This is a genomic window from Ancylobacter defluvii (genome assembly GCF_018390605.1).
Classification (GTDB): Bacteria; Pseudomonadota; Alphaproteobacteria; order Rhizobiales; family Xanthobacteraceae; genus Ancylobacter; species Ancylobacter defluvii.
Map to the genome: position 1 here is coordinate 62342 of NZ_JAHBGD010000027.1, position 24115 is coordinate 86456.

26 protein-coding genes and 2 pseudogenes are annotated in these 24115 nt (G+C 63.0%); 18 read left to right on the forward strand and 10 right to left on the reverse strand.

The genetic code is table 11. The features are described 5' to 3' along the window. Positions 1-62: 62 nt before the first annotated feature. Entirely contained in the window at positions 63-1085 is a 1023-nt protein-coding gene (locus KHC24_RS22565; RefSeq protein ID WP_213366169.1) for a serine hydrolase domain-containing protein, read from the reverse strand. Positions 1086-1159: 74 nt separating this feature from the next. Here KHC24_RS22565 and KHC24_RS22570 point away from each other — a divergent pair, with 74 nt between their 5' ends. Together KHC24_RS22570 and KHC24_RS25250 are read left to right on the forward strand one after the other, a co-directional pair. Next, on the forward strand, positions 1160-1630 hold the full coding sequence (locus tag KHC24_RS22570) for a hypothetical protein (protein ID WP_213366172.1): 471 nt from the start codon (positions 1160-1162) through the stop codon (positions 1628-1630). A 270-nt stretch (positions 1631-1900) separates the two neighbouring features. Beyond that, a pseudogene (locus KHC24_RS25250) lies at positions 1901-2046 on the forward strand (type II toxin-antitoxin system VapC family toxin); the annotation flags it as partial. On the opposite strand, the gene KHC24_RS22575 reads toward KHC24_RS25250, so the two are convergent. From KHC24_RS22575 to KHC24_RS22585, 3 genes are read right to left on the reverse strand one after another with little or no spacing between them, the layout of a single operon-like run. Continuing rightward, a complete protein-coding gene (locus tag KHC24_RS22575) occupies positions 2047-2436 on the reverse strand; it encodes a nuclear transport factor 2 family protein (RefSeq protein ID WP_213366175.1) in 390 nt (129 codons plus the stop codon). Positions 2437-2482: 46 nt separating this feature from the next. Then, on the reverse strand, positions 2483-2920 hold the full coding sequence (locus KHC24_RS22580) for a GNAT family N-acetyltransferase (protein WP_213366178.1): 438 nt from the start codon (positions 2918-2920) through the stop codon (positions 2483-2485). Beyond that, the gene (locus tag KHC24_RS22585) at positions 2889-4835 is read right to left on the reverse strand and encodes a S9 family peptidase (RefSeq protein ID WP_246547524.1); all 1947 of its coding nucleotides are present in this window, start codon (positions 4833-4835) and stop codon (positions 2889-2891) included. The genes KHC24_RS22580 and KHC24_RS22585 overlap by 32 nt, the downstream gene beginning before the upstream one ends. 292 nt (positions 4836-5127) lie before the next feature. Between KHC24_RS22585 and KHC24_RS22590 the strand changes: the two genes are divergently transcribed. The 3 genes from KHC24_RS22590 to KHC24_RS22600 are packed head-to-tail and all read left to right on the forward strand — an operon-like array spanning position 5128 to position 6880. Beyond that, entirely contained in the window at positions 5128-5382 is a 255-nt protein-coding gene (locus KHC24_RS22590; RefSeq protein WP_213366184.1) for a type II toxin-antitoxin system Phd/YefM family antitoxin, read from the forward strand. Beyond that, a complete protein-coding gene (locus tag KHC24_RS22595; RefSeq protein WP_213366186.1) occupies positions 5382-5789 on the forward strand; it encodes a type II toxin-antitoxin system VapC family toxin in 408 nt (135 codons plus the stop codon). The genes KHC24_RS22590 and KHC24_RS22595 overlap by 1 nt, the downstream gene beginning before the upstream one ends. Then, positions 5786-6880 (forward strand): site-specific integrase, encoded by a 1095-nt coding sequence (locus KHC24_RS22600; protein WP_213366189.1) that lies wholly within the window; start codon positions 5786-5788, stop codon positions 6878-6880. Before KHC24_RS22595 ends, KHC24_RS22600 begins: the two co-directional genes overlap by 4 nt. A 29-nt stretch (positions 6881-6909) precedes the next feature. Here the strand turns inward: KHC24_RS22600 and KHC24_RS22605 are convergent, their stop codons facing one another. Continuing rightward, positions 6910-7320, reverse strand: coding sequence for a type II toxin-antitoxin system VapC family toxin (locus KHC24_RS22605; protein WP_213366192.1), 411 nt, complete (start codon positions 7318-7320; stop codon positions 6910-6912). Next, a complete protein-coding gene (locus KHC24_RS22610) occupies positions 7317-7550 on the reverse strand; it encodes an AbrB/MazE/SpoVT family DNA-binding domain-containing protein (RefSeq protein WP_213366195.1) in 234 nt (77 codons plus the stop codon). The genes KHC24_RS22605 and KHC24_RS22610 overlap by 4 nt, the downstream gene beginning before the upstream one ends. Before the next feature lie 275 nt (positions 7551-7825). On the opposite strand from KHC24_RS22610, the gene KHC24_RS22615 reads away from it, so the two are divergent. After that, positions 7826-8995 (forward strand): ATP-binding protein, encoded by a 1170-nt coding sequence (locus tag KHC24_RS22615; RefSeq protein ID WP_213366198.1) that lies wholly within the window; start codon positions 7826-7828, stop codon positions 8993-8995. Between the two features lie 89 nt (positions 8996-9084). Here KHC24_RS22615 and repC read toward each other — a convergent pair whose 3' ends face one another. The 3 genes from repC to repA all read right to left on the reverse strand — a co-directional run bounded on the left by repC (position 9085) and on the right by repA (position 12950). Then, positions 9085-10425 carry a plasmid replication protein RepC gene (gene repC / locus KHC24_RS22620; protein ID WP_213366201.1) on the reverse strand — a complete coding sequence of 447 codons (1341 nt, stop codon included), beginning with the start codon at positions 10423-10425 and terminating at the stop codon, positions 9085-9087. Positions 10426-10704: 279 nt separating this feature from the next. Continuing rightward, on the reverse strand, positions 10705-11736 hold the full coding sequence (gene repB / locus KHC24_RS22625; RefSeq protein WP_213366535.1) for a plasmid partitioning protein RepB: 1032 nt from the start codon (positions 11734-11736) through the stop codon (positions 10705-10707). Further along, on the reverse strand, positions 11736-12950 hold the full coding sequence (gene repA, locus KHC24_RS22630; protein ID WP_213366204.1) for a plasmid partitioning protein RepA: 1215 nt from the start codon (positions 12948-12950) through the stop codon (positions 11736-11738). The genes repB and repA overlap by 1 nt, the downstream gene beginning before the upstream one ends. Positions 12951-13311: 361 nt before the next feature. On the opposite strand from repA, the gene traI reads away from it, so the two are divergent. Genes traI through trbI form a run of 12 tightly spaced genes read left to right on the forward strand, consistent with a single transcriptional unit; the run spans position 13312 to position 23579 of the window. Then, positions 13312-13950 carry an acyl-homoserine-lactone synthase gene (traI, locus tag KHC24_RS22635; protein ID WP_213366207.1) on the forward strand — a complete coding sequence of 213 codons (639 nt, stop codon included), beginning with the start codon at positions 13312-13314 and terminating at the stop codon, positions 13948-13950. Then, the gene (trbB, locus tag KHC24_RS22640; protein WP_213366210.1) at positions 13947-14918 is read left to right on the forward strand and encodes a P-type conjugative transfer ATPase TrbB; all 972 of its coding nucleotides are present in this window, start codon (positions 13947-13949) and stop codon (positions 14916-14918) included. Before traI ends, trbB begins: the two co-directional genes overlap by 4 nt. Next, positions 14908-15306, forward strand: coding sequence for a TrbC/VirB2 family protein (locus KHC24_RS22645; RefSeq protein ID WP_213366213.1), 399 nt, complete (start codon positions 14908-14910; stop codon positions 15304-15306). The genes trbB and KHC24_RS22645 overlap by 11 nt, the downstream gene beginning before the upstream one ends. Beyond that, complete coding sequence (locus KHC24_RS22650; RefSeq protein WP_213366216.1) at positions 15299-15598, forward strand: conjugal transfer protein TrbD; 300 nt, start codon at positions 15299-15301, stop codon at positions 15596-15598. The genes KHC24_RS22645 and KHC24_RS22650 overlap by 8 nt, the downstream gene beginning before the upstream one ends. An 8-nt stretch (positions 15599-15606) precedes the next feature. After that, positions 15607-18069 (forward strand): conjugal transfer protein TrbE, encoded by a 2463-nt coding sequence (locus tag KHC24_RS22655; RefSeq protein WP_213366219.1) that lies wholly within the window; start codon positions 15607-15609, stop codon positions 18067-18069. 28 nt (positions 18070-18097) lie between these two features. Further along, complete coding sequence (gene trbJ / locus KHC24_RS22660; protein ID WP_373878553.1) at positions 18098-18850, forward strand: P-type conjugative transfer protein TrbJ; 753 nt, start codon at positions 18098-18100, stop codon at positions 18848-18850. Continuing rightward, positions 18847-19077: an entry exclusion protein TrbK gene (trbK, locus tag KHC24_RS22665; RefSeq protein WP_213366224.1), complete on the forward strand. Its 231-nt coding sequence runs from the start codon at positions 18847-18849 to the stop codon at positions 19075-19077. Before trbJ ends, trbK begins: the two co-directional genes overlap by 4 nt. Beyond that, positions 19071-20270: a P-type conjugative transfer protein TrbL gene (gene trbL / locus KHC24_RS22670; protein ID WP_213366227.1), complete on the forward strand. Its 1200-nt coding sequence runs from the start codon at positions 19071-19073 to the stop codon at positions 20268-20270. Before trbK ends, trbL begins: the two co-directional genes overlap by 7 nt. Positions 20271-20283: 13 nt before the next feature. Further along, on the forward strand, positions 20284-20946 hold the full coding sequence (locus KHC24_RS22675) for a conjugal transfer protein TrbF (protein WP_213366229.1): 663 nt from the start codon (positions 20284-20286) through the stop codon (positions 20944-20946). 17 nt (positions 20947-20963) lie between these two features. Beyond that, complete coding sequence (trbG, locus tag KHC24_RS22680; RefSeq protein ID WP_213366231.1) at positions 20964-21809, forward strand: P-type conjugative transfer protein TrbG; 846 nt, start codon at positions 20964-20966, stop codon at positions 21807-21809. Then, entirely contained in the window at positions 21809-22264 is a 456-nt protein-coding gene (gene trbH, locus KHC24_RS22685; protein ID WP_213366234.1) for a conjugal transfer protein TrbH, read from the forward strand. The genes trbG and trbH overlap by 1 nt, the downstream gene beginning before the upstream one ends. Positions 22265-22274: 10 nt before the next feature. Further along, positions 22275-23579 (forward strand): IncP-type conjugal transfer protein TrbI, encoded by a 1305-nt coding sequence (gene trbI / locus KHC24_RS22690; protein ID WP_213366237.1) that lies wholly within the window; start codon positions 22275-22277, stop codon positions 23577-23579. 76 nt (positions 23580-23655) lie between these two features. Here trbI and KHC24_RS25255 read toward each other — a convergent pair. Next, positions 23656-23772: pseudogene (locus KHC24_RS25255) on the reverse strand (TetR/AcrR family transcriptional regulator); the annotation flags it as partial. Positions 23773-24115 lie beyond the last annotated feature (343 nt).

Below are 24115 nucleotides of genomic sequence, written 5' to 3' on the forward strand. Positions count from 1 at the left end.
TGACGGCTGCCAGTGTAGATGGCAGCCGGCTGCCTTCTTCGCGACGACGGGTAATCCTGTCGCTACGAGCTGTCTTTGGGAAGACGTTCGTAGCCAAGCCATTCGATGCAAGGTTGATTGCCCGCAAGCACGCCTTCAACCAGCTCGGGCACGATCGCCATTCCCTGCGATCCATTGGTCAGAATCACCGTGGCTGCTTGCTCGGACACGGAGCCAATCGCGAATGTCTTGTGTCGCCCCTGATCGCCGTCTCCCCACTGGAAGAAGGCGCCCTGTGCCGGGTCGAGTCCCCACCCCAGTCCCCAGGAGATGTCAGTATCTACATCTAACCCGGGACGAATGGCCGTAATCCCACGTCGGCGCACGGACACATGAGGCTTCAGCCAGAGTGACGCCGTTTCGGATCGAAGGTGCGCGCCTGTCAAGACCGCCTGAAGGAAGCGCGCATAGTCGCCCGCCGTGGTATGCAACGAGAACGCCGCCATGGCCTCCTGAGGCTTGCGCTTCGGTCCGGCTTGCTGCGCGCTGTCATGCGGCGCGACGTGATTGGTCTCGAAGGCCGGCTGCCAGACATAGCTCGATCTCGTCATCGCCAAAGGCTGAAAGACGAGGCTGCACATCAGTTGTTCGAGAGGTTCCCCCGTTATGCGCTCCACCACCTTCTGGAGCCACGTATAGCCCTCCCCCGAATAGGAGAAGCGCTGCCCGGGCGCGAAATGGGACCGCAGAGGGAACTCAGCCGAGCGCCAGTTGGGCAATCCGGTCGAATGACAGAGCGCCTGACCGACGGTAACGACTGCGGACCGCGTATCGTCATCCACATATTCGGGAACCCAAGCCGACAGCTTGGTCTCCAGCGAGAGGTAACCCGCATCGATCAACCGCAACACGGCATAAGCGAACACCGGCTTGCTGAGCGACGCCGCGTCGAAGATGGTCTCGTCGTTCACCGCAACCCTTGTCACAGTGTGGATGACCCCCGCGCAGCGCAGATCCACACGGCCCGACCGCACCACCGCGACCGATGCTCCCGGCACGCCAGCGCGCTCTATGAGGGCGTCGAGGTCATCAAACGCTTGTCGCATCTTTTCACAATGCCCTTGGCTCCCAAGGGCCGCAACGGGTGGAAACTGGCTCGCGTCATCTCTAGCATGCCCGCATGTATCAGATCAGCACGTCCGGCTACTCGAAGCAGGATCCGGTCATGCGCTGGGCGTTGCCAGACCGGATATTCTTCGCATGCGGCGCCTGCCACATTCTCGCGCATGCATTCCTGCATCGACACGGCCGCCCGGAGCATGAGGTGCTCTGGATCAAACCCATCGAGGGATACACTGGCAACCATATTTTTGTGGCCGGGGGCGAATGGGCGTTCGACTACCACGGCTATTCCGATCGACGTCGCTATCTTGCGCACACATGGCGCAGAGCGGGCAAACTCTGGCCGGGATGGAATGCGGACATCGTTCCGCTGCCCAGAGATGTTCTCGTCAGCGAGGCGCGCTCCCGCACGTTTCCCGGCCTGCGACTGAGAGAGCCGGGACAGTTCCTGCATGATGCCCTACCGCGCGCCAACCGCTTTCTCGATCGCTTTGCTGCGCCACCATTCGCCACGCCGGACGTGACCTGATCTCACTCCGTTCCTAGGGTTCCGGGTGCGCACAATGCGGCACTCGGATTTCCGGCAATGATGATTCCGGCGAGGGCCCAATGTCTTGTCGACTAGCAAGTTGAGCGTCCGACGCTGCGCCGGGTCGCGACCTTGAGCAGCACGCCATTCCTCACTCGCCAGGATCGAGCATGCAAGCGCCAGGTATTCTGCGTGCGAGCGAGTCGGCGGCCACGCGCGCGAGGCGCCCGAGACGGGGGCGCGCACCTCTGTCCTCCGCGCTTGTAGCCTCGGCTCGCCGCGATTCGGCCGCGCGGTGATATCGATGGCCTGATCGCCGCCACGCAATCGTCAATGTGCTCATCCTCATCGCCCGCATCGAGCGGGATTTCGACGGCACAAACGCGTCCGTAGTCAATCCCTGGGAGCCTGTCTGATCACTCAGGCTCTCCGTGCTGAGTCCCTGAGGGCGTTCCTTGATGGAACAGCATTTGCCAGCGGCCCTCGGTCCGTTTCCAGATGGAACTTCGCAGGGAATAGGCCTCACCGGCACCGTCACTTCGTACGGTTCGATAGGTGATCTGCACCACGTCCTCTGCGAGAGACCTGAACCTGAAGTCGTGAGCGGTCAACGCTCGCGAGCTCTCGCCTTCATTGGCGAGGCTGCGGACCACGTCGTTCTTGCTGTGGACGCACCCCGATCTTCCGAATTCGAGGAAATCGTCGGCGAGAAGTCCCGCGACGATCTCCGGCTTAACGCGCACAGCTTGATCCAGCAGTTGTTCTTCCAGCATCCGAACATGCTCGAAATCATGCGGCGGCGTCATCTCTCCCTCCTCCCAACACCGCTTCCCGATCGGAAACGATGTCATTTCATGCTATCTGGCAGGCCATCCGCACTCCAGACCGGTGGAAGCCGACGGCCTCATAGAACGTATGGGCTTCTGTTCGGCCGAGACCACTTGTGAGTTCCAGCGTGTCACAACCTGCTCGCTTGGCAACGGCCCGTGCAAACTCCACCAAACTTCGGCCTACGCCGCGTCGCCGAGCTGTTTCCGTCACCACGATCGTCGTGATCCTCGCGAGCGGCTGCGGATAGAAGAGCAGCGGCGCGATATGAAGTGCGAGGAGTCCCACCGGTGCGTCTCGCTGCTCTGCCAGGAACGCCGGGTCCATTTTGCGATCGGACGCCAAAGCCAAGCGTCGGGCGATTTCCTCGACCGAATGCTTGAAGCCCAGGCCGCGCATCAGTACGGAGATTGCAGGCGCGTCGTGCGGCTCAATGGCGCGGATGTCGATCAGTTCGGTCATATCGGTTGGAGCCAGTTGACGGTTCATCTTTCTGCTCACAAGGGTAGAGATAGCCCTCTATGCCTTCCTTTATCAGCATCGAGCTACACTTCAGTTCTTCCGGGTGGATAGGCTCCCATCGGCCGCCGAGATGACGGGCGAGGAAAGCTTCGGCCACGGCGTAGAAAGCTATTTTGTTCTCAGGCCGCACGAAGCCATGGCCCTCATCGGGAAAAAGAACATAGTCGACCGGGATGCCCTTATCCTTGAGAACCGCGACCATCTGATCGGATTCAGCCTGCTTCACTCGTGGGTCGTTTGCGCCGTGCCCAATGAGCAGCGGCTTGGAGATCTTGTCGGCCTGGAAGAGCGGCGAGCGTTCGTGGGCGAGCCTTAACCCCTCGTCCGTGTCAGGGTCGCCGATCGCCTTGTGCATTTGGACGCGGATGGCTTCCCAATAGGGCGGTACGGTGCGCAGGAGCGTTTCGAGATTGGAGGGGCCGACGATATCGATGCCACAGGCATAGATGTCGGGATTGCGGGTTAGGCCGACGAGCGTCGCGTAGCCACCGTAACTTCCTCCCATGATCGCGACTCGCATTGGATCGGCGATCTTCCGGTCGACAGCCCAGGCAACAGCGTCGAGCAAATCGTCGTCCATCCGCCGGCCCCATTCCTGGTCGCCGGCATTCACAAAGGCTTTGCCGAAGCCGGTGGAACCCCGGAAATTCACGCTGAGAACGGCATAGCCGCGATTGGCGAGCCATTGATGCAAGAAATGGTAGCCGAAGATGTTCCGCTGCCACGGGCCTCCGTGAACAAGAAGTACCATTGGTTGGAGGACTCCCTCCGGAACCTCCCTGGGCAGCGTGAGATAGGAGACCAGGTCGAGTTTATCGCGCGAAACGATCGTCACTGGACGCATCGATGCAAGCGGCGCATCGGCAAGCTCCGGACGACTTTGGTGTAGCTCCCGCAGTGATTTTGCCTGGCGGTCGTAGAGATAGCTGGCCCCTGGTTCAGTGTCGGAGGTTACGTCAATGATCCACGTGCGATCATCCTCGGTCCGGCTTTTAAGAGACCAGTCACCGATATCCTGCTCCTGGAGGAAGTCGAGATCGGCCTGAACCCGAGAATCGAGCACGACGTATTCCTGACGCTCGGTGATGACGCTGTAGGCCAGTGGTTCAAGAGTATCCTGGTCGAGAAGTAGCGATCCGAGATCGGCCGTGGCGTGGGCTGCGATCTCCATGGTCTCGCCAGTGGCAAGATCGACGCGGCTGAGTGAGGCGGTATCCCGTCCGCGGCTATCCCGCAGGAAAACAGCCTTGGCTCGTGCATCAAGGTGGCTCGGCATGGAAACACGGGCATCTTCCGGCGCGAAAGTGATCCATGGCCTCCAGGCGTCTCCGGCACGATGCAGTATGACGCGGCCTCCGTCGGACGCATTCCTGACCGCGAGATGGGTCTTGTAAAGTCGGTCGGTGACGAAGGAGGCGAAGCCCAGGTTCTCTTCTACAAGGGCAATATCCCCCGTGACGAGATCAACCGTATAAAGGTCGTGGAAACGTCGATCGCGTTGGTTCAATCCAACGAGGATTCGATCGCGAATCACACGGCTAACCCCGCGAATCACAGCGGTGACGCCGTTGAATGGCGTCAGATCCCGGGTGGTGCGCGATATCGGATCAACGGCATAGATGTGGTAATTCTCGTCGCCATCCTGATCCTGTAGGTAGACCAGATGCTGGCCGTCATAGGTCCAGCGATATGCCCTGATGCCGCTGCCATGATCGGCAGTGACAGGTTGCGCCTCATGTGGCGCCTCAACCGGAGCCACCCATAGATTAAGCACCCCATCGGCCGGCGCCAACCACGAGAGCAAGCGTCCGTCCGGACTGATTTGAGTAGATGCCTTGCTCGGGTTGCCGAACAAGTGAGCTCGGGGAATCAACGGAGCCGCCATCCCTCGACTGTATCTGAACTGGTTCTCCTGTCTAATCGAACAGGCGCCCCAAGACCGAGTGCCCTGTCCGTTACGCATCATGCAATCCGCGCCGTGTTCGCAGATCACTCCTATGAGTTGCATGATTATCGAGCCTGTCTATCACGCTCTATGCGCCACCCCACGCTCTCGCCAGAATCCAGTGTTCGCTAAAAATCCCGCTGGTTGACCCATCGGACTCGCCCCTTATATAGCTAGACAGGCTAGCTAGGAGTGCCCGCGCATGGAATGGCCGTTGCAGGACGCCAAGAACCAGTTCTCAAAGGTGGTGCAGAAAGCCCGCGCCGAAGGGCCGCAGATCGTCACCTTGCGCGGCGATCGCGCCGCCGTCGTACTCTCGGCCGCCGACTATGACGCGCTGCGCGCCGGCCGGCCGAGCTTGGTCGACGACCTGCTCTCCGGGCCGGCCTGGGACGCCGACTTCACCGAGGCGGTCGAAACGCGCGCCAGCGCCCCGAGCCGCGACGTCGCGCTCTGATGTACCTGGTCGACACCAACATCATCTCGGAGGCCCGGCGCGGCTCGACGCAGGCGACCTCCTGGCTGCGCGGCGTGGATCCGCTCAGCGTCCATCTCAGCACACTGACCCTTGGCGAGATCATGCGCGGCATCGCGCTGAAGCAGAAGGCCGAGCCCAAGACGGCCGGGCACCTCGCCGAGTGGCTGCGCAAGATCCGCCACGATCATGCCGAGCGTATCCTGCCGGTCACCGACCCGATTTCGGTCGAGTGGGGGCGGATCGCCGCCATCCGGCCGCGCGGCGACATCGACGGACTGATCGCCGCCACTGCCATCGTCCACGACCTCATTCTTGTCACCCGCAATATCGCGGACTTCGAGGATACCGGCGCCTCGGTGATCAATCCATGGGAGGCGAGCCCATGACATCCGGGCCATCCGACGGAGCTACCCGGACGACCGACGACGACGCGCCGGCGCAGGTCGCGGGACAAGTGACAGAAGTCTCCGAGCATCCCTCCCCTACCCTCCCCGCGCATCTTGAGCGTCTCACCGAACGGGCGCGGGACTATGTCGATGCAGCGAGCTCGGCGAACACTCGCCGGGCCTATGGTGCCGATTGGAAGCATTTCTCCGGCTGGTGCCGGCGGCAGGGCCTCGAGCTGTTCCCGCCCTCCCCTCAGGTGGTCGGACTCTACATCACGGCCTGTGCCTCTGGCGCCGCCATTCCGGGGGGCAAGCCGAACGCAGTCTCAACCATCGAGCGGCGGCTGTCGGCCCTTGGCTGGAATTTTGCCCAGCACGGCACGCCCCTCGACCGTGCCGATCGCCATATCGCCACTGTGCTGGCCGGCATCCGCAACACCCACGGCCGTCCGCCGGTGCAGAAGGAAGCGGTGCTTCCCGAGAACGTCATCGCCATGCTCGAGACGCTCGAGCGCGGCACGCTACGCGGCCTGCGCGACCGCGCCATGCTGCTGCTCGGCTTCGCCGGCGGACTGCGGCGGTCCGAGATCGTCGCGCTCGATGCCGGCCGCGATCAGACCGAGGATGGCCGTGGCTGGATCGAGATCCTCGACAAGGGAATGTTGGTCACGCTGCGCGGCAAGACCGGCTGGCGCGAGGTCGAGATCGGTCGGGGCTCATCGGATTCCACCTGCCCGGTCGTCGCAGTCCAGACGTGGCTCAAGCTGGCGAAGATCGGCCACGGACCGCTGTTCCGGCGGGTCACCAGCCGGGGCAAGGACGTCGGTCCGGACCGCCTCACCGACCAGCAGGTGGCGCGGCTGGTCAAGCGCACGGCACTCGCCGCCGGCGTTCGGGCAGATCTCAGCGAGGGCGAGCGCCAGATGATGTTTGCTGGCCATTCGCTGCGCGCCGGCCTCGCCTCCTCGGCCGAGGTCGACGAGCGCTACGTCCAGAAACAGCTCGGCCATGCCTCCGCCGAGATGACCCGGCGCTACCAGCGCCGGCGCGATCGCTTCCGCGTCAATCTCACCAAAGCAGCAGGCCTATGAATGATCACGGTTAGGCGTCCTCCCCTTCCCTAACTCCGAGCGTCAGGTGTGATGAGAACAAGCGACGGAAAGTAGCGCCCATATCGGCCACTATCGCGCGTCAGCAACGGTAGTTCACTTACGGCCGCATGGGCACCAATGAAGAAATCGGGTAACACGCCGGTCCGTGTCCCACCCGCCTTACGATACTGAGCGAAAACCTTGCCGGCCAGGAACAGGGCCGGCCGCGGCATTGGAACGATGTCGATCCCAGTTTCCGTCAAGACGGCCTCGATATCCTCAATCCGTTCATAGCGCACCGAGAGCTCGGCATAGACGACGTCGTTTATCAGCAGCGGACCGCGCAGCGACGCGGTCTCCAACTGGGCAACCGACCAATCTGCCCAATGCGGATCGTCAGTGACGAGATCCAGCAGAACATTCGTGTCGACCAACGTCACACATCACCGCGGGTCAATGCCATGATCGCATCAGTCGTCAGTCCCTTGCCAGCATGCCCACGAAATCTGGCGAACCGGCTGGGTGGGCGCTTTTCATCAGCCCGGGCCAACACCACGCTGCCATCGGGCGCACGCCGAAAATCAACACGGCTGCCAGGTGCGATGCCGAGCAAGTCACGCACCGACTTAGGGATTGTCACCTGGCCCTTGGAGGTCACGGTCGTGCTCATTCTTCCACCTAAGTAAGGACCCTGATGAGAAAAGTATTACATGGATGGCCAAGTTTCAAGGACACCACAAAATACCCTGTAGCTCGGCCATGCCTCGGCCGAGATGACGCGGCGCTACCAGCGCAGGCGCGATCGCTTCCGGGGCAATCTCACCAAGGTGGCGGGGCTATGGCCAGCCACGAGAACCCCTCCCCTGCCCTTCGGACGTTGCAACGCGATATCGGATCGAGTCGTGATGCCTTGCAAATCAGGAATTGCGATCCATAATTGCAAGGATGATTCACCGTCGCAAAGCCAAACAGGTCGAGGAACTCCTCGATGCCAGCCCAGCCGTCGCCCTTCTGGGACCGCGCCAGGTAGGCAAGACAACGCTCGCCTTGGAGATCGGAGAACGACGACCGTCGATCTATCTCGATCTCGAGTCCGACGCGGACCGCGCCAAACTCGCCGAACCGGAATTGTATCTCAGCCGGTTCGAGGACAGGCTGGTCATCCTTGATGAGGTCCATCGGCTGCCGGGCCTGTTCCAGAACCTGCGCGGGCTGATCGATTGCGGCCGCCGCAAGGGATTGCGCTCCGGGCGCTTCCTTTTGCTAGGCTCGGCATCCATCGATCTTCTGAAGCAGTCCGGCGAGAGCCTTGCCGGTCGGATCGCCTATGTCGAGCTGGCGCCGATCGACGGACTGGAGGTCGACGCCGGCGAGCTCAACACGCTATGGATCCGCGGCGGGTTCCCGGACAGCCTTCTCGCCGCGAATGATCGCGCCAGTCAGCGCTGGCGGGCCGATTTCATCCGCACCTATCTTGAGCGCGACATCCCGACGCTCGGCCCTCGCATTGCCGCAGAAACGCTGAGGCGTTTCTGGACGATGTTGGCGCATCACCAATCGGGATTGCTGAACGCGGCGGATTTCGCGCGCTCGCTGGGCGTCGACGGCAAAACGGTCGCCTCTTACCTCGATCTGTTGGTCGATCTGCTATTGGTGCGGCGGCTCGAGCCCTGGCACAGCAACGCCGGCAAGCGGCTCGTGAAATCGCCTCGGGTGTATGTTCGCGATTCCGGACTTGTTCACACGCTTCTCGGGCTTGAAACGCTCGACGACGTCCTCGGCCATCCAATCAGCGGCGCGAGCTGGGAAAGCTTTGTGATCGAGACCGTGCATGCGGTTCTGCCTGACGGCAGCCGGTCGAATTTCTACCGTAGCTCGGCGGGCGCCGAGATCGATCTGGTCATCACGCTTCCGGGCGGCCAAAAATGGGCGATCGAGATCAAGAGAAGCCTGAGTCCGAAAGTCGAACGCGGCTTCCATCATGCCTGCGAGGACCTGCTGCCCGACCGCAGGATTGTCGTCTATCCGGGAACTGAAGCCTTTCCGCTTGCCGACAAAATCGAAGTATTGCCCCTGCGGGAACTCGGCGACCAGCTTCTGGCCTCCGGCCGTTGAGCAATCATACCGCGCCGATCTGTCAATGATCGGACCATTCGTCGAAATGTTCGGTGGACGTCTCGACGAGAGCGACAATTGAGAGACCATCATGGCCGCCTCGGCTTCTCAAGGCTTTTCAGGAGTGCCGGAGACACCGTCCAGGAAGAGTTTCCACCGGCGCTGCTATCATCGGGCCGAGCGACATCGCCGCCCCCTGCCCCGCTAGCCCTCGCAGAGAGCTTCGATTCCTCAATTTTCGCCCGTAGCAACGCCATTACCATCGGCCAAACCGTGAATTTTCCATCCCGGGCGCGCTCCACCAGATTTCGCAGATAACCCCCGCCGCTGCTGATGCGCTCGGCCCGCTGCAGGATCGCCGCAACGGTGATCGCCGCGTTTTCCGCCCCCATTGCTTCCTGCGCTTCCATCCAGGCGCTCGGGCTGATGCCCAGAGCGGGGCGGGCTTGCTCCGCCGCGGCGAAAAAATCACGCCAGGTCCGGATTTCGCGGCCCTTGGCGTAGTCCACCACATCCGGGCAGGCGCTCAGCACCATGCCCAAGGGCAGATCTCGCTTTGGCAAGCTCCGCAGGTTGTCGGTCTCCGCAACGCTGCCGCTCGCTTCTTCGTCTTTTCGAAAAGCTTGTTCAATTTCATAAATTGAGTCTGGATTTGAATTCTGTTTGTGGCGTTCACTATGAGACTCATTGGCGTTCGAATCTTCTGATTTAACGAAGGATTCCAATACGCTGTTGATGTCGAGCCAGAGCGCTTCGAGGGCCTGCGCGATCGTCTCCAGCACCTGTCGAGGGGCCGTCCGCGGCAGGCGCCCGATAATCGTCTCATATTCACGACGGAAGCGACGCCAATCGGCTGGCACGCCCTCACCAATTCCTGCGTCGATCATCTTGACGATGTCGCGGCGGCATATGGTTAGTTTCTCCTTAACGCGCTTGAACGCCTTCTTCTCGGCTTCCACGGCATTGGCCAGGTCTTTGAACTCGGCCGCACGCGCGAGGATCGGCGTCAGATCGAAGCCATAGGCCTGCTCGATCTCGCCCCCCCGCCCCTTCCGGGCGTAGCGCTTGCCGTTCGGGCTGTCGCGGCGAATGACCAGCCCGCATTGCACCAGGACAGCGAGGTGACGCCGAAGCGTCGCTGGCGACATGCCATTGGCGCGGCTGATCAGGTGCTCGTTCGACGGGAACACCACGAGCCCGCTGTCAGGAGTGAGCGCCGTTTCCGGGTGGAACGTCAGCAGCGCCTCTAGGATCGCGAGCGCACGATCTGTCGCACCGAGGAGCTCGCGTGCGTTCCGGATGTCGTGGAACACCTGCCATTTATGAGCGACGGCGTCCGTTGCCACCGCTTTTGCTCTGAGCTGGCTAGAAATTTGGCCGAGCGTCATTGGTCGCCGCCCAAAGGGCGTCGTTGCTACTAGTTCCGTCATGGTTCTGCCCTTCAGCTTTCAGGCAAAGCGAAAGCGCTCACCAAAACGGTGTCCAATCTTCTTGCGAAGACTCTTGACTGTGATTCGCGGAAGTGGGATTCTCATTGTCGCCAAACGAACGAGAGGGGCTTCCGGGACACTGTTTCGGGGGCCTTTCTTTTTACCTCATGCGACCTCTATCTTTGTTGCATCGACGTTCGGCGTCAGCCGAGGCTTCCACCCCTCCAACGGGCCAATCCACCCTTGTCAGCTGACAAGGTTTTGTGAGCACCGCTGAAATCATCCTTCGCCCTCCCGGGCGAAAAACTTCTCTAAGAGCGCCGGCAGCTCATCTTCCACGAAGGAGCTAAAAGCCGGAGCATGATCAGTCGAAACCGCAAATCTGACGTCACCGCTTGAGAATGTCACCTTCCCAACGACCTTCCCAGCCGGGCTTCTGATTTCCACCTGGCTGCGGGGTCGCGCGGCGGGCTTCTTAACGGCCGCCAATGCCAGCTTGAACCGATCGTCCGACGGCCGTTGCAAAACCTTGTCATCTGACAAGGTTTTGCGCACCCGGCCCAACGCGGCCTCGTCCTCGCTCACCACCGACGCCAAGGCGACCCAGCGCGGGCGTCCCACCTTCGGAGCGCGTCCGATCGCTTCAATCACGTCGACAGGAAGCGTCCTGCAGACAGACCTAAGCCGGGCCAATTCTGGATCGTCGATCGACAAGGCCGCTCGAATGTCACGCGCCTTGATCCCCGCCTCGTCCATCCGCCAAGCGAAGAGTGCGCGCTCGATCCAACTCAGGTCCTGTCTAGCGGCATTCTCTATTCCCTGCGCGACAACGAGTTCGCTGTCCGACAACGCCAGGATTGTCGCCTTGACCTTAATGCCGAGGTCAGATGCAGCCCGCCAACGGCGGTGCCCGTAAACGACCTGAAAGCGGCCTTCGGCAATCGGATGCCGGCGCACCTGGATAGGAACCTTTTGGCCCTCTTCCAGAATTAGCTTCTTCAGTGCCTCGAAGTCGGCATCGCTGTCGTCGGGCAACCGATCGGGAAAAGGCGACGGATCGATAAGCTTGGGATCGATCTCAGAACCGCCACCGGCATCGACGAGCGCCCGTAAGCTGTCCCGCTCTTCTCGCAACTCGGAAAGCGATCTCTGGGTAGCGCCGATGACGCCCGCACCGACCCGAGCCAATGGCTGAGACGGCGTTGACGGCTTCTGCTCTTCGCTTGCTGCGGCATCCGTGGCGGCGGCTTCGGGCTGCGAGAAGGATCCGAAGTTCGCTAAAATCGACTTCCCACCCGGGCGCTTGGACATCATGTTCGTCCCCAGCTTTGCTTGATCAAGCCGAGAATTTGATCGTTGACCGCGTCGATCGACTCCCGAGCACGTTTGGCGGTCGCAGCCGAGATGTTCCCAGATTCGAGCTCATAGAGCGTCCGCTTGGCCAGGCCAGCCGTTTCAATCGCCGCACTCTCGACCGCCGTCGACGTCAGAACGTCCTCGGTGAAAAGGTGCCGAAGCATGGTAACGACATGGACCTGCGATTGGTCCATCGGGTCGTGCCTGGTCACGACGTAGCGCAGAAAGTCCTGCCTCATCGTCGCGCCCGCATCGCGAATGACGGAGATCAGGTCGCCCATCATCAGAAGGAACTGACTCATCGACATCACATCGAGCATCGCTGGATGGACGGTCACGAGAAGACCCGTTGCGGCGTAGATCGCACCGAGCGTCAGAAAGCCGAGGGAAGGGGGGGTGTCCAAGATGACAACGTCATAGTCATCTTCCACCTCCGCCAATGCGAGACGCAGCCGTTCGAAAAAGATGCTGTCGGAGCTCGTCGGCCTTTTCGAGAGATATCGCGGCGTCTCGTGCTCATATTCCATGACCTCGATATTTCCCGGAATCAGGTCGATTCCGGTGAAGTATGTGGGCCGAATAATCTCCGCGATCGGTCGGCGCTTATCGTCGTACCGTAGCGCCGCATAGATCGTCTCGTTCTGTTGCACATCCATTTCCGGCTGTGCGCCGAACATCGCCGACAAAGACGCCTGAGGGTCGAGGTCGATGGCTAAGACGCGGTAGCCATGAAGGGCCAAATAGTGTGCCAGGTGCGCGCTCGTTGTGGTCTTGGCACTGCCGCCTTTGAAATTCGCGACGGCCAATATTTGAAGGTGCTCACCGTCGCGTCGGTGGGGTAGAAACCGCAACGCCTCTGCCGGACGCTGAGCCGCGAACAGTTCGCGAAGTTCGTTTATTTGCGCCAGCGTATAGACGCGATGATTGTTTTCGAGCCGGGCGGGCACCGGCCCTTTGCCTTCATTTGACATCAACTTAAGAGTCGATTCCGGAATCGACGTCAGCTTGGAAACTTCATGAATCATGAAGGTTCTGAGACTCTTTTGTGCGTCCGGAGGATACATCTGCTGGCGCCGAGCCTGCAGATGTTCGGAAAGCATACCGGCGTGCCGGACGATCTTGTCCGCCGGGTCCTCGCCCTGCATTCTGGTTGCGGCCTGCGTAGGCATTGTCGATTCTGATCCTCGTTGTCGGCCTACATGCGATTTATCGCCCTCTACCCGACAAAGGTAGGCCACGATTCTGGTTCCGCGTCCAGAGCCTTAAGGTTAACAACAACTTAAGGCGCGGATCGCCCTTCGTCAGTCCGCAGGACGTTTCGCTACGTTTTCCGAGACTTACCGTGAGTCGCCGCGAAGCGCGTGCCCCATGGGAACTGCAAATTTGCACCCATAGGCGGGCTGATCCCGCGCCTCCGAGGTCGTCCTCTCGATCACCCAGGCACCAGAATCACCCGCTGCAAATCTGCACATAGCCGGACCAAGGCACCGATGATCTGTCTCCACACAGCGCGTTCATGTGGAGACGTTGATGCGGATTCAGGTTGTTACCCCGGCACAGTATGAGACGTGCGCCGACCTTCTGGCGCAGATGCGGCGCCTGCGCGCCGCCGTCTTTTCCGGACGCCTCGAATGGGACGTCACCATCGAGAACGGGGAGGAGAGGGATCAGTATGACGACGAGCAGCCCTCCTACGTTCTGGCGGTGACCGCCTCGGGACGGGTTGCCGGATGCTGTCGTCTGCTGCCCGCGGTCGGACCGACGATGCTGGAGAGAACCTTCCCCCAGCTTCTCGCGAACGGTGCACTCGATACCCATGCCGCGATGATCGAGAGCTCACGCTTCTGCGTCGACACCACGCTGGCCACCGACAGGGCAGGGGGCCTGCTACACCAGACGACGCTGCTCCTGTTCGCCGGGATCATCGAATGGTCGATGGCGAATGGCCACCGTGAACTCGTCACCGCCACCGACCTGCGCTTCGAGCGGATCCTGAAGCGCGCGGGCTGGCCGATGAAGCGGCTGGGCGAACCCGTCCGGATCGGCAACACGATGGCGGTCGCGGGGGCCCTGCCCATCGATGTGTCCAGCCTCCGGAATGTGCGTCCGGTCAACTACCAGTCCGAACTCAGCGAAAACGCCCTCGCAACGCTCAGGAGCGCGGCGTGAACCCGCTCCGCTCCCATTCCCGGCTGGTGCGCAAGCTCCAGGAGGCACTGGGCGACCAGCTCTGCGTCGCCCTCGACGACGCCACCGTCGTAGAGATCATGCTCAATCCCGACGGCAGGTTGTTCATCGAACGGCTCGGCCATGGGGTCACCGAGGTGGGGGCCATGAATCCGGCCGCCGCTGAGGTCGTCATCGGTAGCGTCGCCCATGCCCTGCAATCGGAGGCCGACGACGAGCAGCCCATCATCTCCGGCGAACTGCCAATCGGCGGTCATCGTTTCGAGGGGCTGCTGCCCCCGGTCGTGGCGGCTCCCACCTTCACCATACGCCGGCGCGCCTCGCAGCTAATCCCGCTCGACGACTATGTGAAGGCGAAGGTGATGAGCGAGGCTCAGGCCTCGGTCCTGCGCAGCGCGATCGCCTCGCGGATGAACATCGTCATCTCCGGCGGCACTGGCTCCGGCAAGACGACGCTGGCCAATGCGGTCATCGCCGAGATCGTGGCGGAGGCTCCCGACGACCGCGTTCTCATCCTCGAGGACACCACGGAGATCCGGTGCCCGGCGGAGAACGCCGTCTGCCTTCATACCAGCGACACCGTCGACATGGCGCGCCTGCTCAAGAGCACGATGCGCCTGCGCCCGGATCGCATCATCGTCGGCGAAGTCCGCGACGGCGCGGCGCTGACACTGCTCAAGGCCTGGAACACCGGCCATCCCGGCGGCGTCACCACGATCCATTCCAACACCGCGATGTCGGCCCTGCGCCGTCTCGAACAACTCACCGCCGAGGTCAGCCAACAGCCCATGCAGGACGTCATCGGTGAGGCGGTCGACCTCATCGTTTCGATCGAACGCTCGGGCCGGGGGAGGCGGGTGCGAGAGATCCTTCACGTCGAGGGCTTCTGCGCCTCCCGGTATCAGACCGAACATTATGGGAAAACCGACGGGGACAGCCATGTCGCGTAGTCTTCTCCTTGCTCTCGCCAGCGCCGGCCTTGCGACCCTCGTCGCGACCTCGCTCATCGAGCCGGCCTTCGCCTCGTCAGGCGGAAGCCTTCCCTGGGAAGGTCCGCTCGAGCAGATCCAGCAGTCGATCACCGGGCCGGTCGCCGGCTTCATCGCCCTGGCGGCCGTTGCGGTCGCTGGCGGCATGCTGATCTTCGGCGGCGAGCTGAACGATTTCGCGCGGCGGCTGATGTATGTCGTGCTGGTCGCCGGCATCCTACTCGGTGCCACCCAGATCGTCGCCCTGTTCGGATCGACCGGCGCCTCGATCGGCACACCGGTCGCACCTGCACAAACGACGGCTCCCGGATCCTCCCATGCCGGGGCAGGGGAGGAGACCGATGGCTGACACCGGCTCCAGCCTCGCACGATCGCGCATCCATCGCGCCCTGTCCCGCCCGAACCTGCTGATGGGCGCCGACCGGGAACTGGTGCTGCTGACGGGCCTTGCCTCCGCGATCCTGATCTTCGTCGTACTGACCTGGTACGCCACGCTGTTCGGCGTCACGATCTGGCTGGTCGTGGTGGCAGCACTGCGCATGATGGCCAAATCCGACCCGCTGATGCGGCGCATCTATGTCCGCCACATCACCTACCAGTCGGACTACCGGGCGACCTCGACGCCCTGGCGGCGGTTCTGAGTCCGCCCATGGTCGCGCTCAGATCCTTTCGTCATGCCGGTCCGTCCTTCGCCGACCTCGTGCCCTATGCCGGCCTCGTCGACAATGGCGTGCTCCTGCTCAAGGACGGCGCGCTGATGGCCGGCTGGTACTTTGCCGGCCCCGACAGCGAGAGCTCCACTCCGGTCGAGCGCAACGAAGTGTCACGCCAGATCAATACCATACTGTCGCGCCTCGGCTCCGGCTGGATGATCCAGGTCGAGGCCGTCCGCGTCCCGACATCGGATTATCCCGACGAGCAGGACTGCCATTTCCCCGATCCGGTGACCCGCGCGATCGACGCCGAGCGCCGGTCACATTTCCAGCGCGAGCGCGGCCATTTTGAGAGCCGCCACGCGCTCATCCTCACCTGGCGCCCGCCGGAGCCGCGGCGCTCCGGCCTCACGCGCTATATCTATTCCGACGCGGCAAGCCGCACCGCCTCCTATGCCTCGGCGACGCTCGACACCTTCCGGACCTCGATCCGGGAGATCGAGCAATATCTCGCCAATGTCGTCTCGATCCGCCGCATGGTGACCCGCGAGACCGAAGAGGCCGGAGGTTTTCGCACCGCACGCTATGATGAGCTGTTCCAGTTCATCCGCTTCTGCATCACCGGCGAGAACCATCCCGTCCGGCTGCCGGACATCCCGATGTATCTCGACTGGCTGGCCACGGCCGAGCTTCGGCACGGGCTCACACCTCTCGTCGAGAACCGCCATCTCGGCGTCGTTGCCATCGACGGGCTGCCGGCCGAGAGCTGGCCCGGCATTCTCAACGCCCTCGACCTGATGCCGCTGACCTATCGCTGGTCGTCGCGCTTCGTCTGTCTCGACGAGCAGGAGGCCCGGGCGAGGCTCGAGCGCACGCGCAAGAAATGGCAGCAGAAGGTGCGGCCCTTCTTCGACCAGCTGTTCCAGACGCAGAGCCGATCGGTCGACCAGGACGCCATGATGATGGTGGCGGAAACCGAGGATGCCATTGCCGAAGCCTCCTCGCAGCTCGTCGCCTATGGATATTACACGCCGGTCATCGTCCTGTTCGACACGGTGCAGACCCGCCTGCAGGAAAAATGCGAAGCGGTGCGCCGGCTGATCCAGGCGGAGGGATTCGGTGCCCGGATCGAGACGCTCAACGCCACCGACGCCTTCATCGGCAGCCTGCCCGGCGTCTCCTACGCCAATATCCGCGAGCCGCTAATCAACACCCGCAATCTCGCCGACCTCATCCCGCTCAACTCGGTCTGGTCAGGCAGCGTCGATGCACCCTGTCCGTTCTATCCGCCCGGATCGCCGCCGCTGATGCAGGTGGCGAGCGGCAGCACGCCGTTCCGCCTAAATCTCCATGTCGACGATGTCGGGCACACGCTGGTTTTTGGGCCGACCGGCTCCGGCAAGTCGACCCTGCTGGCGCTCATCGCCGCGCAGTTCCGACGCTACTGCCAAGCGCAGGTCTTCGCCTTCGACAAAGGCCGCTCCATGCTGCCGCTGACGCTGGCGATCGGCGGCGCACACTACGAGATCGGCGGCGAGAGCGCCGGGGCAGGGGAGGGGGCTTCGCTCGCCTTCTGCCCCCTTGCCGAGCTGTCGACGGATGGCGACAGGGCCTTTGCGAGCGAATGGATCGAGACCCTCGTCGCGCTGCAGGGCGTGACGATATTGCCCGACCATCGCAATGCCATCTCCCGGCAGATCGGCCTGATGGCGAGCTCGCGTGGGCGCTCGCTCTCCGATTTCGTGTCGGGCGTCCAGATGCGCGAGATCAAGGACGCGCTCCACCATTACACCGTGGACGGCCCGATGGGACAATTGCTCGATGCCGAACAGGACGGTCTGTCGCTCGGCACCTTCCAGTGCTTCGAGATCGAGGAACTCATGAACATGGGCGAGCGCAATCTCGTTCCCGTGCTCACCTATCTGTTCCGTCGCATCGAGAAGCGCCTGACCGGCGCGCCGAGCCTGATCATTCTCGACGAGGCCTGGCTGATGCTCGGACACCCGACCTTCCGCGCCAAAGTACGGGAATGGCTGAAGGTGCTGCGCAAGGCCAATTGCGCGGTCGTCCTCGCCACCCAATCGATCTCGGACGCCGAGCGCTCCGGCATCATCGACGTGCTGAGGGAAAGCTGCCCGACAAAGATCTGCTTGCCGAACGGATCGGCACGCGAGCCGGGCACCCGCGAATTCTACGAGCGCCTCGGCTTCAACGAGCGTCAGATCGAGATCGTCGCGAGCGCACTGCCCAAGCGCGAATATTATGTCGCCTCTCCGGACGGCCGGCGGCTCTTCGACATGGCGCTCGGTCCCATTGCCCTCTCCTTCGTAGGAGCGTCCGGCAAGGAGGATCTCAAGCGCATCCGCGCGCTGCATTCCGAACAGGGGGCCGGCTGGCCTCTCTCCTGGCTCCAGCAGAGGGGGATCGCCCATGCCGAAACCATCCTTCCCATCGCGTAGGTCACCAATCGTTCTCGTAACGGCAACTATGGTGCTCATCTCGACACTGCCTCGAGAAGCACCCGCCGGCGGTGCCACGGGTGGCGCGACCGAATGGACGCAGCTCGCCAACAATGCCGAGCTGGTGAGCCTGGTCGGCCAGTCCGCCGAACAGGTCAACAATCAGATCAAACAGATTTCCCAGCTCGCCGAGCAGATCCAGAACCAGCTGAATATCTACAACAACATGCTGCAGAACACGGCGCAGCTGCCGAACCATGTCTGGGGCCAAGCCGAGAACGACCTGAAGGGCCTGCAGAACGTTGTCTCGCAGGGCCAGGGCATCGCCTTCTCCATGGGCAATGTCGACGACGTGCTACGGCAGCGTTTCCAGAGCTTCGCCGAGATGAAGAGCAACCTGCCCGATGGCGCTTCCTTTTCCTCCACCTATCAGGGTTGGTCGACCACCAATCGCGACACCGTCGCCGGCACGCTAAAGGCCGCCAACCTGACCGCGCAGCAATTCGGCAGCGAGGAGGCCACCATGTCGTCGCTGCGCGCGATGTCGGAGAGTGCCGATGGCCAGATGAAGGCCCTTCAGGTCGGCCACCAGATTGCGACCCAGCAGGTTGCGCAGATGCAGAAGCTGCGCGGCCTCGTGTCCCAGCAGATGACCATGATGGGCACCTGGTATCAGTCCGACCAGGCGCAGAAGGATCTCGCCCAGGCCCGCCGCGAGCAGTTCTTCAACGCCCCCACCCACGACATTCGCGGCGGGCAGACCATGGAACCGCGCTGGTGAGCCACCGTCTTGTCGTTATCCTCCTGCTCGCCGGGGCACTTGGCCTGTGCGCCGCTCTCGCTGTCCGGGTGGTCGGGCCATCGTCCACCGAGCCTGCCTCCGCGACAGCCGAACCATCGCCACCTCCGGCATCCGACGCAGCACGTCGCAACCATCTCGAACGCTTCTTCGGCGGCGACCCGAACAGGGATGTTCGCGGTGGCCAGGAGATGAAGCCGCAATGGTAATCCTCCGTCCTTGCCCTCCGTTCGGGGCTGCGGCGGCTGTCGCAGCGATCGTCTTGCTCACGAACTCCCCCGCGCTGGCGCAGGAGGGTTCCGTCCTCACCACACTGGAGAACTCCGTCGTGACCGCGGCCCGCGGCTGGGAAACCACCGTCATGGATGCCGCCCGGTCGCTGTTCTGGATTCTCGCCGGCATCGAGATCGGCGTCGCCGCCGTATGGCTGGCGATCAATGCCGCCTCGCTCGACGCCTGGTTCGCCGAGCTGGTACGCCGCATCATGTTCGTCGGCCTGTTCGCCTTCATTCTCGACCAGGGCCCGGACTTCGCGAAGGCCGTCGTCGACAGCCTCTTCCAGATGGGCGGCAGCGGAGGAGACGCCTCACCCGCCAACATCTTCGATGCCGGCATCCGCGTCGCGTCCAAGATGTCGGAACAGGCCAAGTTCGGCCTGTTCGAGGACAATGCGCTGGCGATCGCCGCCGTCTTCGCCATGGTGGTTGTCGTCATCTCCTTCTCGCTGGTTGCGGCGATCTTCGTCGCGGTAATGGTGGAGATGTATGTCGGCCTGCTCGCCGGCATGATCATGCTCGGCCTCGGCGGTTCGTCCTTCACCAAGGACTTCGCCATCCGCTATCTCGTCTATGCCTTCTCGGTCGGCATGAAGCTGATGGCGCTGGTGATGATCGCCAGGATCGGCTCGGACATCCTGCTCGGCCTTGCCGAGGCCCCGACCGCAACCTCGGACCAGTTCATCACCACGCTGGCCATTGCTGGCATCTCGGTCGTCGTCTTCGTCATCGCCATGTATGTGCCGCCCATCATGCAGGGCGTCGTCCAGGGTGCCTCGATCTCCGGCGGCATGGAGGCGATCCGGCACGGCGCACAGGTGGCGACCTTCGCGGCGGGTGGCGCCTTTCTCGGTGCCAGCGCGGCCGGGAAGGGCGCGCAGGCCGCGAGCGACGCCCGAGCTGCCGGCTCCTCGCTGGCCGGCGCCGCCCTGCGCGGCATGGCGTCCGGCATCGGCAGCGCCGCGGGAGCGGCCGGATCGGCGGCAAAGGAAAAGGCGATCGCCGCACCCGGCGCCTATGCCGGCTCATTGCTCGGGCTCGCCAATGCCAAGCTCGACCAGAGCCGGCAGTCGGGCGGCACGCGCTCATCCCGCCCCGTGCCACCGCCCATCGACGACAACAAATAAGGAGACGCCCGGCATGGCCTCCGGCAATCCACCCGAGAACCCCTATATTGCCGCCCGACAGGAGTGGAACGAGCGCTATGGCTCCTATGTGAAGGCCGCCGCCGGCTGGCGTGCCGTCGGCATCACCGGCATGGTCATGGCGGTGATCGGCTTTTCCTACGCGCTGTTCCAGAGCACGCAGGTCAGGCTCGTTCCCTACATCGTCGAAGTCGACAAACTCGGCACCGCCTCGAGCGCCGGCTATCCGCAGCAGATCGAATATGCCGATCCGCGCGTCGTGCGCGCGACGCTCGGAAGCTTCGTCTCGAACTTCCGTGGCGTGACGCCGGATGCCGTGGTGCAGAAGCAGTATATCGACCGCACCTATGCCCATCTGCGCACCTCCGATCCGGCGACCGAAAAGGTCAATGCCTGGTTCCGTTCCTCCCCACCCTTCGACAAGGCGAAGAACGCGACGGTCGCCATCGAAGTGAACAACATCGTCGCGCTGTCGAACCAGAGCTACCAGATCGACTGGACCGAGTTCGAGCGCGACCGCAAGGGCAAGGAGACCGCGACACGCCGGTTCCGTGGCATTGCCACCGTCACCCTGACGCCTCCGCAGGACGAGGCGAGCATCCGTCTCAACCCGATCGGCCTCTATCTGCGTGACTTCGATTGGACGGCCCAGCTTTGAAAGGCTCGCACGCACGCATGCACGAACAACACGCAGCAGTCCGGCCTTTTCTGCCGACCGCCATCGCTATTGCCCTCCTGGCCTCCCTCTTTACGCCCCCCACCCCCGTGAAAGCGCAGGGCCTCAGCGCCAACGAGGCCAAGGGCACCGGCCTCTCCGGGCGCTGGCGAGGCAGCCCCGGCCTGGTCACGCGAGGGCCCGACGGGAAGGTCGTTTTTCTCTATGGCGAGATACAGCCCTCCGTCGTCTGCTCGCCGCTGCAGGTCTGCGACATCGAGCTCCAATCGGGCGAGGTGGTCCGTGACGTGCTCGTCGGCGACACCGTCCGCTGGAAGGTCGAGCCAGCGACGTCGGGAGCGGCCGATGGCCAGGCGATCCACCTGATCGTCAAGCCGTCGGAGCCGGGGCTCATCACCTCGATGGTGGTGACGACATCGCGCCGCACCTACCACATCCAACTGAAGTCGCACGCAACCCAGTACATGGCCCGCGTCGGCTTCGACTATCCCGAGGATGTTTCCGCCAGAATGGCAGACATCAATGCCCGGATCGAGGCCAGCACGATCCCCGGCGCCGGCGTGCCGGCCGAGCAGCTCCAGTTCGGATATTCGATCTCCGGCCGGGCCGGCTGGCGGCCGAGCCGGGTCTATAGCGACGGCCAGAAAACCTACATCCAGTTTCCGCGCTCGATCACGGGCCAGGATGCGCCGGTTCTCTTCCTGACCTCAGGCGGACAGAACCGCATCGTCAATTACCGCATGAAGGGCGACATGATGATCGTCGATTATCATGTCGCCGGGGCGGTACTCGTGTCGGGCGTCGGCTGGAACCAGGAGAAGGTGACGATCCGGAGGGGTGGCTGATGCTCCTTGCTCCCACATTGCGGTCCCTCGCCGGCGTGGCAGTGCTCGCGCTTGTCCTTGCCGGATGTCAGACCGCCGGGCAGAGTAGCCTCATCGTGAGCGACGCGCCCGCCGCCGTGTCCGGCCCTGCCGCAGGCGCCATCGCCGGCGAAATGGTGAGCCGACTGGCCGAACAGGTCGGGCCGGGAACTGCCACGATCGCGCTCAAGCAGGACGGTTCGCCTTTCGGAGAGGCGCTTGAAACCGCCCTGAAGGGCTGGGGCTATTCCGTCGTCACGGACCAGAAGACCGATGGCGGATCGAGCATTGTCCCGCTTGCCTACAAGATCATTCCCTTCGAGGGCCAGGTTCTGGCCCGGCTCTCGACAGCCGATGTGGAACTGGGTCGCGCCTATAGCGTGACGGCAGCCGGCGCGACGCCGGCGAGCCCGGTCTCCGTCATGCGACGCGGATAGGAAGACTGCCATGACGCAATCCCTCAAGCTCGGCGGTGCTGCGAATGACGGGGCCGATGCCGGCATGCGCCGGATCAACCGGCTGCCCGTCACTATCGTCATCGTGCTGGTCATCGCTTTCCTGGGTGTGATCTTCTACGGCTTGGCGTCGCGCGGCCTACGCGTGGGAGACGCGACCGGACCTGGGGAGAGCGCCGGCAATCCGGCTTCCACCTTCGCCGACCAACTCAAACGCGGCGTCGGCGACGCGATCATTGGCGAGCCCCAGCCGGCGACGTCGCTCCCGCCCGTGCCGGTTCCGACCAAGGAGGAGCCGGCGGCCAACCCGTTCAAGACCCCGCCCGCACAGCGGGCCGGCATACGACCGGAACCTGCGCTAGAGCCGGAAACGGTCTGGCGGGCGCGTTTGCAGCGCGAGAGGGAAGAGCAATATCTGCGTGAGCGTCATCGTCAGGACATGGCGCGGTTGCAAGCGAACGACGCGGCCTATGATGCCCCCCTCGCTATCGATCGCAGCAAGCTCGACGGGCGAGGCGTCGGCTCATCCTCCCGTCCCGGCGAACCGGTTCCGGCGTCGGGCACGAGCGGCGCTTCGAACCTCCTCGCCGCCGCATTGCGAGCGGGCGCAGGCGGCATCAATCCGGATCCCAACGGTCAGCGCGCCAAGGAAGACTTCTACAATGCCGATCTCAAAAACATCGGATATCTGCCGAACCGGGTGGTGCCGCAGCTCTCGCCCTTTGAGCTGAAGCGCGGCTCGGTGATCCCCGCTACCCTGATCACCGGCATCAACTCCGACCTGCCGGGGCGCATCACCGCGCAGGTGAGCCAGAATGTCTATGACAGCGCGACCGGCCATCGCCTGCTTATTCCGCAAGGCACGAAACTCTTCGGTCGCTACGACAGCAAAATATCGTTCGGGCAGAGCCGTGTCCTCGTCGTCTGGACTGACATCATCTATCCGAATGGCTCGACATTGCAGATCGGCGGTATGGCGGGAACGGACGCACAGGGCTATGGCGGCTTCCGCGACAAGGTCGATCGCAAATGGCTGGAGACCTTCGGCTCCGCCATTCTGATCGCCCTGATCGGCACCGGGATCGACATGGCGATCCCGCAGAACAATGACCCGTTCAACTCCAACAGCCCCGAGGATACGGCCCGGATAAATTTTGCCGAGACCTTCGGCCGGATGGCCGAACAGACCATCCAGCGCAATATGGACGTTCAGCCGACGCTTGAGATCGGCCCGGGCTACCAGTTCAACGTGCTGGTCGATCAGGATATCGTGTTTCCGGGCGTATATCGGGGATAGGGGATCGCGCCAAGGTAGTGTTCCTCTGACAGGTTCCTTAGGACGCGGACCGCCTTGCTGAGGCCCGCCAACGGCACCTACAGCCCGAGCACACGCCTCGCTCGGCATAGCTGAAGCCGTTATAGCCGTCGGCGACGATCAGCGAGCGCGCACAGGCCAGGATGTCGCCGGAGGTCGTGGACACATTGCTCATGCTATTCCACCTTCTAGTAGGAAGACTGTCGACTCTCCCGCGCCGACAAGCGGCAATCGGAGACGTCAGGGCTGTTGATTTCCATTGACCCGGCAGGCACGGATTTTTCCATTGCCAGATCTTAGGACGCGGATCGCCTTGGTGAGGCCCGCCACTGGCGTGACGGCCTCATGCTCCGTATAAGGAGATTGGGGCAGTACGCGCTGTCCTGGGGCTTAGAATCCCCTGATGAACGGTTGGTGCCGACCGGAATGGCACCAGAATCCTCTGACCTTACGGCCGGGGGCCTGTGACGCATGTCCAGGCGCTTCGGTGCTAAAGGTCGCAGGGCCGATTCATCTCG

Bases quoted from the DNA above. Each gene is read 5' to 3' on its own strand.
- traI (WP_213366207.1), top strand. From the start codon at position 13,312: ATGCGGATTCAGGTTGTTACCCCGGCACAGTATGAGACGTGCGCCGAC.
- KHC24_RS22575 (WP_213366175.1), bottom strand. From the start codon at position 2,436: ATGACGCCGCCGCATGATTTCGAGCATGTTCGGATGCTGGAAGAACAA.
- KHC24_RS22595 (WP_213366186.1), top strand. From the start codon at position 5,382: ATGTACCTGGTCGACACCAACATCATCTCGGAGGCCCGGCGCGGCTCG.
- repA (WP_213366204.1), bottom strand. From the start codon at position 12,950: ATGCCTACGCAGGCCGCAACCAGAATGCAGGGCGAGGACCCGGCGGAC.
- trbI (WP_213366237.1), top strand. From the start codon at position 22,275: ATGACGCAATCCCTCAAGCTCGGCGGTGCTGCGAATGACGGGGCCGAT.
- repC (WP_213366201.1), bottom strand. From the start codon at position 10,425: ATGACGGAACTAGTAGCAACGACGCCCTTTGGGCGGCGACCAATGACG.
- trbJ (WP_373878553.1), top strand. From the start codon at position 18,098: ATGGTGCTCATCTCGACACTGCCTCGAGAAGCACCCGCCGGCGGTGCC.
- KHC24_RS22600 (WP_213366189.1), top strand. From the start codon at position 5,786: ATGACATCCGGGCCATCCGACGGAGCTACCCGGACGACCGACGACGAC.
- KHC24_RS22570 (WP_213366172.1), top strand. From the start codon at position 1,160: ATGTATCAGATCAGCACGTCCGGCTACTCGAAGCAGGATCCGGTCATG.
- trbG (WP_213366231.1), top strand. From the start codon at position 20,964: ATGCACGAACAACACGCAGCAGTCCGGCCTTTTCTGCCGACCGCCATC.
- trbL (WP_213366227.1), top strand. From the start codon at position 19,071: ATGGTAATCCTCCGTCCTTGCCCTCCGTTCGGGGCTGCGGCGGCTGTC.
- KHC24_RS22645 (WP_213366213.1), top strand. From the start codon at position 14,908: ATGTCGCGTAGTCTTCTCCTTGCTCTCGCCAGCGCCGGCCTTGCGACC.
- KHC24_RS22675 (WP_213366229.1), top strand. From the start codon at position 20,284: ATGGCCTCCGGCAATCCACCCGAGAACCCCTATATTGCCGCCCGACAG.
- KHC24_RS22615 (WP_213366198.1), top strand. From the start codon at position 7,826: ATGATTCACCGTCGCAAAGCCAAACAGGTCGAGGAACTCCTCGATGCC.
- KHC24_RS22610 (WP_213366195.1), bottom strand. From the start codon at position 7,550: ATGAGCACGACCGTGACCTCCAAGGGCCAGGTGACAATCCCTAAGTCG.
- KHC24_RS22590 (WP_213366184.1), top strand. From the start codon at position 5,128: ATGGAATGGCCGTTGCAGGACGCCAAGAACCAGTTCTCAAAGGTGGTG.
- KHC24_RS22650 (WP_213366216.1), top strand. From the start codon at position 15,299: ATGGCTGACACCGGCTCCAGCCTCGCACGATCGCGCATCCATCGCGCC.
- KHC24_RS22655 (WP_213366219.1), top strand. From the start codon at position 15,607: ATGGTCGCGCTCAGATCCTTTCGTCATGCCGGTCCGTCCTTCGCCGAC.
- KHC24_RS22565 (WP_213366169.1), bottom strand. From the start codon at position 1,085: ATGCGACAAGCGTTTGATGACCTCGACGCCCTCATAGAGCGCGCTGGC.
- repB (WP_213366535.1), bottom strand. From the start codon at position 11,736: ATGTCCAAGCGCCCGGGTGGGAAGTCGATTTTAGCGAACTTCGGATCC.
- trbH (WP_213366234.1), top strand. From the start codon at position 21,809: ATGCTCCTTGCTCCCACATTGCGGTCCCTCGCCGGCGTGGCAGTGCTC.
- KHC24_RS22580 (WP_213366178.1), bottom strand. From the start codon at position 2,920: ATGACCGAACTGATCGACATCCGCGCCATTGAGCCGCACGACGCGCCT.